The sequence below is a fragment of the Duncaniella sp. genome (genome assembly GCF_029054785.1).
Lineage (GTDB): Bacteria > Bacteroidota > Bacteroidia > Bacteroidales > Muribaculaceae > Duncaniella.
Genome location: NZ_JAIDEN010000076.1, coordinates 1 through 9,867, shown reverse-complemented (window position 1 = coordinate 9,867; position 9,867 = coordinate 1). Strand labels below are relative to the sequence as shown.

Genomic DNA, 9,867 nt, shown 5'->3' with positions numbered 1-9,867 from the left:
GCTTTGGGAGTTCTGGGAGTTTTGGGAGAACCGGGAGCTCTGGGGGTTGGCCGTGGGGTTATTTTCGTGTGCGTTTGGAGCTTGCTCTGCGTTTGCGTGAGGCGGTTGTTTTGCTGCGCTTTTTGGCGGGGGCGTATTTCTGGGATTTGCCGTAGGTGCGTTTGTCGAAGGCGAAGATGTCTTTGTGGGGTACCTGGTTTTCGAAGTCGATGATGGCTGCGGGGTTGATGGGGATTCCGAGGTAGCGGCATTCGAAGTGGAGGTGTGCGCCGGTGCTGCGGCCTGTGTTTCCGCCGAGTGCGATGGGGTCGCCTGCTTTGACGTATTGGTTGGGTTTGACGAGGAAGCGGCTGAGGTGGCCGTAGACGGTTTCGAGTCCGTTTTCATGGCGCATTACGACGTAGTAGCCGTAGCCGCGGCCTTCGTATTTTGTGAGTCGGATTTTGCCGGAGAATGCTGCGCGGACTGTGTCGCCTACCTGGAGTTTGAGGTCGGTGCCGTAGTGCATGCGTCCGAAGCGTGAGCGGTAGCCGTAGTTGGATGTGATGTGTCCGGGGCAGGGTGAGACGAATTCGGAGACGTCGATGTCTTTATGGTCGGGGATTGTGACGGCTGTTCCGTAGGGGTTGACGTGTTCGCTGTTCCAGAATGCGGTGAAGATTTCGCTGTCCATTGCGGCTGCTTCGCGGGCTTTGATCTGGTTGAGAAGCAGGTCGTTGTTTTCGATCTTGAAGGGGTTGACCGAGGGGCGCTGGTTGGCGATGAGGGTGTTGTGCTGGTTGGTGTGTGATTTGGGGAGCTTGAGCTGTGCCTGGGCGGTGAAGGCTGCTGCTGAGGCGATGAGGGCGATGAGGAGGGTATTGAGTTTTAGTAATTTCATTGGAGTATTCGGTTTTTTTCCGGCAAGAAGATGGAGAGGAATGTCTGGTGGGTTTATCGGGTTGAGGATTTGAGTTCGTCGGAGGAGTTGATGAAGGGGGTGGCGGCGGCTGTGCGGGGGAAGATTTCATCGGGTGTGAAGAAGCGGGCTATTTCGGCTTTTGCGTCTTCGGGCGATGAGGATGCGTGGATGATGTTTTCCTGGTTTGACATTGAGTAGTCACCACGGATGGTTCCAGGAAGTGCTTCACGTCCGTTGGTCGCGCCTGTGAGGGTGCGCACGACGGAGATCGCCTGGATTCCTTCCAGGACCATGACGATGACGGGTGATGCTGTCATGGAGCTGAGGATGAGGGGGAAGAAGGGGCGGTCGGTGAGGTGGGCGTAGTGCTGGCGCAGAAGCTCTTCGGAGAGTTTCATCATTTTCATGCCGGTGATTGTGAGGCCCTTCTGCTCGAAGCGGGAGAGTATTTTGCCGACAAGAGCGCGTTCAATTGCTGATGGCTTGAATATGATCAGAGTCTGTTCCATTCGTATAGGAGAGATTAACAAATGTTTACGATTTTCGTAAGCACTTTCCAAATTTAGTCATTTTGAGATGATTGAAAAAATTTCGGGGAGATAAAAAGTGTGAATTTTGGGAAATTTGGTTTAATTTGGCGGGGTAGTCTGTTGGTTGTCAGTGTGTTGGGTGATTATGTGAAAATACACTAAATTATGATAAAGGGTTTGGGAGTGGATTTTTGGGTGTGAATTTATGTGAATTATTGTATTTTGTATGGATCGGATTTTAACAATTGGCTGTGTGGGTAAAGAAAAACGGTCGGATTCGGGTGGTGAATCTGACCGTTGGTTTTTGGTGGGCGCTGAGGGATTCGAACCCCCGACCCTCTGCTTGTAAGGCAGACGCTCTGAACCAGCTGAGCTAAGCGCCCTTTCTTGCTTAAAGCGATGCAAAGGTAGGGAGCTTTTTTGAATTGGCCAAATTTTTATGGAACTTTTTTCGATTTTTTCTTGAAAAAAGGGGGTTGGGGAGAGTTTTTGGGCGATTTGGGAGGACTGAGGGCCGGGGGACTGGGAGGAAATTTGGGAGAATTGGGAGTTTTGGGAGGACTGGGAGCTTTGGGAGAGCTGGGGCGGGGTTTGTGGGGACGGTGATTTTTTTGGCTTGTTTTTTCTCTGTTTTTTTGAATAAAGGTTGGAGGGTTCAAAGTTTATTTTTTAAATTTGCAAAAATTCTCCTTGGATGATTTCAATTTCCGCAGGAGAGTTTGGTTACCTTTATATTGTATGTAATTTTCCTAAAGGCCTGACGTTATGCAGCCGGAACAAAATAAGGAAGTAGCCGGTGACCGGATTGCGGTCGGTGCGGCTACTGAAAAGAATATTGTCGACAGCGTGGTCATCATTCCTACCTATAATGAAAAGGAGAATGTTGCTGCGATTATCGAGGCGGTCTTCGGATTGCCCCGGATGTTTGATGTGTTGATAATTGATGATAATTCACCTGACGGTACGGCGGCTATTGTCAAGGATTTGCAGCAACGGTATGCCGGGCGGCTCCATCTGGTTGAGCGCGCCGGCAAGCAGGGTCTTGGCACCGCTTATATAGCGGGCTTCAAGTGGGCTCTGAAGCGGGGCTATGAGTTTGTGTTTGAAATGGACGCTGACTTTTCGCACAATCCCGCTGATCTGCTGAAACTGTATGATGCCTGTGCGGCCGAGGGAGCCGATCTGGCGATCGGGTCGCGCTATGTCACGGGGGTGAACGTTGTCAACTGGCCGATGGGCAGGGTGCTGATGTCGTATTACGCCTCGCGCTATGTGAGAATCGTGACCGGGATGCCGATCAACGACTCGACAGCCGGTTTCGTCTGCTACCGCCGCCGTGTGCTTGAGACGCTGCCACTGGATTCGATCCGTTTCAAGGGCTATGCTTTCCAGATCGAGATGAAATTCCTGGCTTATAAATATGGTTTCAGGATCCAGGAGGTGCCCATCATCTTCGTGAACCGCGTGCTTGGGACTTCAAAGATGAGTTCCGGGATTTTCAGCGAGGGATTTTTCGGGGTGATGCGACTGAAATGGTCGAGTCTGTTTACAAAATACGAACGCAAATAACGAAAATCCCCACCTCCGATGGCTACCACCTTATTATATAATGCAGAAATCGTCAATGAAGGACGCCGTTTCAGGGGCTATGTGCTCGTGGACGGGCGGAAGATCAGCCGTGTGGGCGAACTGCCTGCCGGAGAAGAGGTGCCTGCGGCACTGAAAGAGGGTGTGGCGAGGGCCATCGACTGCGGCGGACGGCTGCTGATGCCCGGTGTGATCGACACGCATGTCCATTTCCGCGATCCCGGACTGACGGAGAAGGGCGACATGGCCACGGAGAGCCGTGCGGCTGTGGCCGGAGGTGTCACCTCGTTTGTCGATATGCCGAACACGAAGCCCGCCACTGTCTCGCGCGAGGCTCTGGAGGCGAAGATCAGCCGTGCGGCCGAGGTCTCGGCTGCGAACTACGGCTTTTTCATCGGTGCTACCAACGACAACGCCCAGGAACTGAAAGAGACCGACTATCACCGGGCAGCCGGAATAAAACTGTTTCTCGGATCGTCGACGGGCAACATGCTTGTCGATGACAACAATACGCTCGAAGAGCTTTTCGCCGCGGCCAAGGCGCCGATCGCAGTCCATGCAGAGGACGAGGCGACGATACGCGCCGCGCGGGCGAGGCTTGAAGAGGAATGCGGCGGCTCGATCCCCGTCGGGCGCCATCCTGACGTCAGGCCCCGCGAGGCTTGCGTCAAGGCTACCCGGAAGGCCATAGAACTGGCCCGCAGAACCGGGGCGAGGGTCCACATCTGTCACCTGTCAACAGCCGAGGAGCTTCAGTTAGTGAAGGAAGCCAAGGCCGAGGGCGTGAGGGTGACTGCCGAGACCTGTCCGCAATATCTGCTTTTCGACCGCAACGATTTCCTGAGATCCGGCTCTCGGATCAAGTGCAATCCGGCCATCAAGGAAGCCTCGGACCGCATAGCGCTCCTGCGCGAGCTGCTGCCGGGAGGCTGCATCGACACGATAGCCACCGACCATGCCCCTCATCTGCCGGCGCAGAAGGAGGGCGACGCCCTGACGGCGGCTTCGGGGATGCCGATGGTGCAGTTCTCGCTGCGCGCGATGCTCGAACTGTTCGAGTCGGCCCCCGGACTTGAAGAAGCCGGACCGGAACGGGTTGTGGAACTGATGTGCCACCGTCCGGCCGATCTTTTCGGCATCGAAGGGCGAGGATATATCCGCGAGGGCTACTATGCCGATCTCGTGGTGGTCGACCCCGAAGCCGGGGCGCCGAAAGTCACTGACGCGGAAGTCCTGAGCCGCTGCGGCTGGACTCCGCTTGCCGGAATGTCGCTTCCGGCGCGCGTCGAACTGACGATGGTCAACGGCACAGTGGTCTACGAAGCCGGAGGAGAGCCTGAAGGCGGGGCCGCCATGCCGATCACGTTCGGGGCCTTCCGTCCGGACTGAGCATCCGGGGAAGACAAAACAAAGAAGAGAATAAATCAACCATGATAACCACATTCAATTAATCAAACCAATCTAATTATGTTAGACAAGACCAATGTCAAGACCCTTGATAAGGTTGTGGTCCGTTTCTCCGGTGACTCCGGCGACGGCATGCAGCTTGCAGGCAACATTTTCACGAATGTTTCCGCAGGGTTAGGAAACAAAGTGTCAACTTTCCCCGACTATCCTGCCGAGGTACGTGCCCCGCAGGGATCGCTCAGTGGTGTGTCGGGCTTTCAGGTAAGTGTCGGAGTCGATGTTCACACACCGGGAGACCTCTGCGATGTGCTCATTGCCATGAATCCGGCAGCTCTCAAACAGAACATCAAATTCCTAAAAGCCGGTGGCGTTGTTATTGTCGATATCGACTCTTTCAAGGAAGCAGATCTGAAGAAAGCACTTTTCGAGACTCTCGATCCGTTCAAGGAACTCGACATCAAGGCCCAGGTGGTCGAGGTGCCTGTCACTTCGATGACCAAAGCCGCGCTTGCCGAATCCGGACTGGACAACAAGAGCATCCTGAAGTGCCGCAACATATTCGCCCTCGGCCTTGTCTGCTGGCTCTTCGACCGTCCGCTCGAAGGCGCGCTGCGCATGCTCAAGGGCAAATTCGCCAAGAAGCCCGCGATCTATGAGGCCAACGCCAAAGTGATCGAGGCCGGCTACAACTACGGAAACAACATCCACGCCAGTGTCAGCACCTACCGCATCGAAACCGAAGAGGCTGTCCCCGGCGTCTACACCGATATCAACGGCAACACCGCAACCGCTTGGGGCTTTATCGCCGCATCGGAAAAGAGCGGCCGTCCGCTGTTCCTCGGCAGCTATCCCATCACCCCCGCCACTGACATTCTCCAGGAGCTTGCCAAGCGCAAGGATCTCGGAGTGAAGGCCCTCCAGATGGAAGACGAGATTGCCGGTGTCTGCTCGGCCATCGGCGCATCGTTTGCCGGCCATCTGGCAGTCACCTCGACCTCAGGTCCCGGTCTCGCGCTCAAGAGCGAAGGCATCGGCCTGGCTGTGATCGCCGAACTTCCGCTGGTGATCGTCGACGTTCAGCGCGGCGGTCCCTCAACAGGTCTGCCGACCAAGACAGAGCAGACCGACCTGATGCAGGCACTCTATGGCCGCAACGGCGAATCGCCCTTAGCTGTGGTTGCCGCATCGACTCCTACCGACTGCTTCACAATGGCTTTCGAAGCCGCAAGAATCGCAATGGAGCACATGACTCCTGTGATCCTTCTGACCGACGCCTTCATCGGCAACGGCTCAAGCGCATGGCGAGTGCCCGAAGCATCGGATCTCCCCGAAATCCATCCTCCGTTGCTCGCCCCCGGCGCAATCGACGAAGCCTGGCAGCCCTACACCCGCAAGGATGAAGATCTTGTCCGCTACTGGGCGATCCCCGGCACCGAAGGCGCCGCTCACCGTGTCGGCGGTCTCGAAAAAGACTATAACACCGGCGCGATCTCGACCGATCCGATCAACCACGAAAAGATGGTCCAGACCCGCCGCGAGAAGATCGAACGCATCGCCAACCATATCCCTGCGCTCGAAGTGCTCGATCCGAAGGGCGCCGACACCATCCTCGTAGGCTGGGGCGGCACTTACGGCCATCTGCGCACCGCCGCAGGCGAACTCTGCGCCGAAGGCCAGCCCGTGGCTTTCGCCCACTTCAACTACATCAACCCGCTGCCCGCCAACACCGCGGAAGTGCTCCGCAGCTACAAGCGCGTGATCGTAGCCGAGCTTAACACCGGCATGTTTGCCGACTATCTCCAGGCCAAATTCCCCGATCTCAAGATCGAACGCATCAACAAGATCCAGGGCCAGCCTTTCCTTGTAAGCGAAGTTGTCAACGGTGTCAAAAAAATTATGGAGGACAAATAATCATGGAACAGACTCAATATACCCCCGCCAACTATAAGAGCAACCAATCAGTGCGCTGGTGTCCCGGCTGCGGTGACCACGCAATCCTGAACACACTCCACAAGGCAATGGCCACAGTCGGAGTGCCTCCCCACAAGACGGCAGTCATCTCCGGTATCGGCTGCAGCTCGCGTCTGCCTTACTACATGAACACCTACGGTTTCCACACCATCCACGGCCGTGCGGCAGCTATCGCCACAGGTTTCAAGGTGGCCCGTCCGGACATGAGCGTCTGGCAGATTTCAGGTGACGGCGACGGTCTGGCCATCGGCGGCAACCACTTCATCCATGCCGTGCGCCGCAACGTCGACATCAACATGATCCTGTTCAACAACAAGATCTACGGTCTGACCAAGGGGCAGTATTCGCCCACCAGCGACCGCGGCTTTGTCTCCAAATCGTCGCCCTACGGCACTACCGAGGATCCGTTTATCCCGGCAGAACTCGTGTTCGGCGCCCGCGGCAACTTCTTCGCCCGCAGCATCGATGTCGAATTGCAGATCTCGCAGGAAGTGCTCGTGGCAGCCGCCCGTCACAAAGGAGTTTCGGTTGTCGAGGTGCTTCAGAACTGCGTTATCTTCAACAACGGCATCCACAACTTCATCACTGACCGCGAACACCGCGCGGAACGCACCATCCACCTTGTCCACGGAGAGAAGATGCTCTTCGGCAAGGAAAAAGAGATGGGTCTTGTCCGCGACGGCTTCCTGCTGAAGGCTGTCAAGGTCGGCGAGGACGGCTATACGCTCGACGATGTGCTGGTGCACGACGCCCACACCCCCTCGAACTTCCTGCATCAGCAGCTTGCCATGATGGACGGTCATGACCTTCCGCTGGCTCTGGGTGTGATCCGCGATGTCGACGCTCCTGTCTATAACGAGGATATCGAGGCCCAGATCGCAGAAGTGCGCAGCCGCAAGAACTTCTCGTCGCTCCGCGACATGGTGCTTGCCGGTGAGACCTGGACTGTTGAATAAAGCAAGACATTCCATTCTGTCAGATAACTGCCGGCGGCTTAGGTCGCCGGCAGTCTTTTTTTCAAGGGGGGGATGCCGGAAACCGGTTGCTGGTGAACGGGACATAAAAGGGTGTGGGCTGTATTAACATTTGTTTGCTATAAGTAATGCTGATTGCGTTGAATTTAAAGTAAATTAAATAATATATGCTGAAATTTGCATATTTTAGATTTAATAAGGGAAAATTTAAATAATAATAATTTCACAAACCGAAAAAACTCAGTACTTTTGATGGCTCGATTGTAAAGTGCGGATTCCGCACACGAGAAAGCTAAAACACAGCAATCAAGAAAATTAACCTTAATAAACTACTATTCAGTTAGTAACAAACAATCATGACTAAATCTACTGTAAAACCCGCCAACGGTAAACTTGGCGTACTCGTAGTAGGACTTGGCGCCGTTACTTCCACATTTATGACCGGCGTCCTCATGGCCCGCAAAGGTCTTGCAAAACCTGTCGGCTCAATGACCCAATATGACAAGATCCGTGTTGGCAAGGGAGCTGATAAAAAATATCTCCACTACAAGGACATCGTTCCTATGGCCGACCTGAACGACATCGTGTTCGGCGCATGGGACGTTTATCCTGCCAACGCTTATCAGAGCGCTGTTTACGCTGAAGTTCTTCAGCCCAAGGACATCGAGCCTGTGAAGGACGAACTCGAAAAGATCGTTCCGATGAAGGCCGCTTTCGACCACAACTATGCAAAGCGTCTCGACGGCGACAATATCATGACCGGCAAGACCCGCTGGGAAATGGTTGAACAGCTCCGCGAAGATATCCGCAACTTCAAGAAAGAAAACGGTGTTGAGCGCGTTGTTGTGCTCTGGGCCGCTTCAACTGAAGTATATGTACCCGTTGACGAGCAGATCCACGGCACTCTCGAAGCTCTCGAAGCTGCAATGAAGGCTGACGACAAAGAACACATCGCTCCTTCTATGTGCTATGCCTACGCAGCCCTCTGCGAAGACGCTCCCTTCATCATGGGTGCTCCCAACACCACTGTTGACATCCCCGCTATGTGGGAACTCAGCGAAAAGACCGGTATGCCTATCTCCGGCAAGGACTTCAAGACCGGCCAGACTCTCGTGAAGTCAGGTTTCGCTCCCATCATCGGTACCCGCTGCCTCGGTCTCAACGGCTGGTTCTCGACCAACATCCTCGGTAACCGCGACGGTCTCGTGCTCGACGAACCCGCCAACTTCCGTACCAAGGAGGTTTCCAAGCTTTCTACTCTTGAGTCAATCCTCGTTCCCGAAGATCAGCCCGATCTCTACAACGCTAACTGCGGCGGTGCTGAGGAAGGCGGTCACCAGGGCTACTACCACAAGGTGCGCATCAACTACTATCCCCCGCGCAACGACAGCAAGGAAGGCTGGGACAACATCGACATCTTCGGCTGGATGGGCTATCCGATGCAGATCAAGATCAACTTCCTCTGCCGCGACTCTATCCTTGCCGCTCCTCTTTGCCTTGACCTCGTGCTTCTGAGCGACCTCGCCGCACGTGCAGGCCGTCACGGCATCCAGCGCTTCCTGAGCTTCTTCCTCAAGAGCCCGATGCATGACTACACCAAGGGTGAAGTGCCCGTCAACCACCTCTTCCAGCAGTACACAATGCTGAAGAACGCTATCCGTGAAATGGGTGGCTATGAGGCTGACGAGGAAATCGACTAATTTGCCGATTCATCACATATTTGATTATAAGGGCTATTCCGGAAGATTCCTGTCTTCCGGAATAGTTTTTTTATCCCGCGACACGACCAAGGCCGTGTCGCGGGGTATGAGTAAATCGGTGTTCTTTGAACACCTTGTTCTTGGGGCGTCCGGAGGACGCTGATTTGTTCGTAGCCGTGTACACCGTAGCGGAGCGAAGGTGTGCACGGAAATGACGACAGACACCCCATCCAAAGTGTCTGAAAAGACACTGATTTACCGATTTGAAATGTGGATCATGGCTGACGGTCAGAGGTCGGCATATTCGGCGGTTGCGTCGAAACAGGGACAGGCTTTGGGGGCGAAATCGCGGTGGGAACGGACACTGGCACCGGGATAGGTCTCGCGGAGGCTTGAAATAAGCGCCCGTAGCGCCGTTTTCTGGGCGTCGGTGCGTGTGTCTGCCGGACGGGCCGAACCGTCGGCTGTGAGGCCTCCTACATAGGCAATTCCGATGCTCTCGGCGTTGTGGCCGAGGCAATGGGCGCCGATTTCGCTGAGTGGGCGACCGGGACAGACAGTGCCGTCAAGGGCGACGAGATAGTGGTAGCCAATGGACCGGAAACCTCTCTGTCGGTGCCAGAGGTCTATTTCGGCAACGCTGACGGGGCGTCCGGCGGGTGTGGCTGTGCAGTGGACGATGATTTCTGTGATGTTTCTCATGTGGTGCATCTGTTTTTCTGTGGGGGATTGGAGTCGGAGTGAAATGCTGCCGGAGTGGCCCTATAATGTCAGGCAGCGGCTTACAGATGCAAAGT

The 9,867-nt window shown here is 55.0% G+C and carries 8 protein-coding genes and 1 tRNA gene; 5 read left to right on the top strand and 4 right to left on the bottom strand.

From position 1 onward, the window contains the following. Positions 1-58 precede the first annotated feature (58 nt). The 3 genes from K2H17_RS04860 to K2H17_RS04850 all read right to left on the bottom strand — a co-directional run bounded on the left by K2H17_RS04860 (position 59) and on the right by K2H17_RS04850 (position 1,814). Positions 59-880 (bottom strand): M23 family metallopeptidase, encoded by an 822-nt coding sequence (locus K2H17_RS04860; protein ID WP_300132076.1) that lies wholly within the window; start codon positions 878-880, stop codon positions 59-61. 53 nt (positions 881-933) lie between these two features. Continuing rightward, a complete protein-coding gene (gene ndk, locus K2H17_RS04855; RefSeq protein WP_300132073.1) occupies positions 934-1,410 on the bottom strand; it encodes a nucleoside-diphosphate kinase in 477 nt (158 codons plus the stop codon). 326 nt (positions 1,411-1,736) lie between these two features. Further along, positions 1,737-1,814 (bottom strand) — tRNA-Val (locus K2H17_RS04850). A gap of 382 nt (positions 1,815-2,196) precedes the next feature. Between K2H17_RS04850 and K2H17_RS04845 the strand changes: the two genes are divergently transcribed. From K2H17_RS04845 to K2H17_RS04825, 5 genes are all read left to right on the top strand, one after another. Beyond that, positions 2,197-3,000 carry a polyprenol monophosphomannose synthase gene (locus K2H17_RS04845; protein WP_300132070.1) on the top strand — a complete coding sequence of 268 codons (804 nt, stop codon included), beginning with the start codon at positions 2,197-2,199 and terminating at the stop codon, positions 2,998-3,000. A gap of 18 nt (positions 3,001-3,018) precedes the next feature. Further along, entirely contained in the window at positions 3,019-4,407 is a 1,389-nt protein-coding gene (locus K2H17_RS04840) for a dihydroorotase (protein WP_300132067.1), read from the top strand. 78 nt (positions 4,408-4,485) lie between these two features. Continuing rightward, positions 4,486-6,336 carry a 2-oxoacid:acceptor oxidoreductase subunit alpha gene (locus K2H17_RS04835; protein WP_300132065.1) on the top strand — a complete coding sequence of 617 codons (1,851 nt, stop codon included), beginning with the start codon at positions 4,486-4,488 and terminating at the stop codon, positions 6,334-6,336. A gap of 2 nt (positions 6,337-6,338) precedes the next feature. Continuing rightward, positions 6,339-7,352, top strand: a complete 1,014-nt coding sequence (locus K2H17_RS04830) for a 2-oxoacid:ferredoxin oxidoreductase subunit beta (RefSeq protein ID WP_300132063.1) — start codon at positions 6,339-6,341, stop codon at positions 7,350-7,352. A 374-nt stretch (positions 7,353-7,726) separates the two neighbouring features. After that, positions 7,727-9,070 carry an inositol-3-phosphate synthase gene (locus tag K2H17_RS04825; protein WP_300132060.1) on the top strand — a complete coding sequence of 448 codons (1,344 nt, stop codon included), beginning with the start codon at positions 7,727-7,729 and terminating at the stop codon, positions 9,068-9,070. A 288-nt stretch (positions 9,071-9,358) separates the two neighbouring features. On the opposite strand, the gene K2H17_RS04820 is transcribed toward K2H17_RS04825, so the two are convergent. Further along, positions 9,359-9,772, bottom strand: a complete 414-nt coding sequence (locus tag K2H17_RS04820; RefSeq protein ID WP_300132059.1) for an N-acetylmuramoyl-L-alanine amidase — start codon at positions 9,770-9,772, stop codon at positions 9,359-9,361. Between the last annotated feature and the right edge of the window lie 95 nt (positions 9,773-9,867).

Coding starts and splice junctions, on each gene's coding strand:
- K2H17_RS04860 (WP_300132076.1), bottom strand. CDS start 880: ATGAAATTACTAAAACTCAATACCCTCCTCATCGCCCTCATCGCCTCA.
- ndk (WP_300132073.1), bottom strand. CDS start 1,410: ATGGAACAGACTCTGATCATATTCAAGCCATCAGCAATTGAACGCGCT.
- K2H17_RS04845 (WP_300132070.1), top strand. CDS start 2,197: ATGCAGCCGGAACAAAATAAGGAAGTAGCCGGTGACCGGATTGCGGTC.
- K2H17_RS04840 (WP_300132067.1), top strand. CDS start 3,019: ATGGCTACCACCTTATTATATAATGCAGAAATCGTCAATGAAGGACGC.
- K2H17_RS04835 (WP_300132065.1), top strand. CDS start 4,486: ATGTTAGACAAGACCAATGTCAAGACCCTTGATAAGGTTGTGGTCCGT.
- K2H17_RS04830 (WP_300132063.1), top strand. CDS start 6,339: ATGGAACAGACTCAATATACCCCCGCCAACTATAAGAGCAACCAATCA.
- K2H17_RS04825 (WP_300132060.1), top strand. CDS start 7,727: ATGACTAAATCTACTGTAAAACCCGCCAACGGTAAACTTGGCGTACTC.
- K2H17_RS04820 (WP_300132059.1), bottom strand. CDS start 9,772: ATGAGAAACATCACAGAAATCATCGTCCACTGCACAGCCACACCCGCC.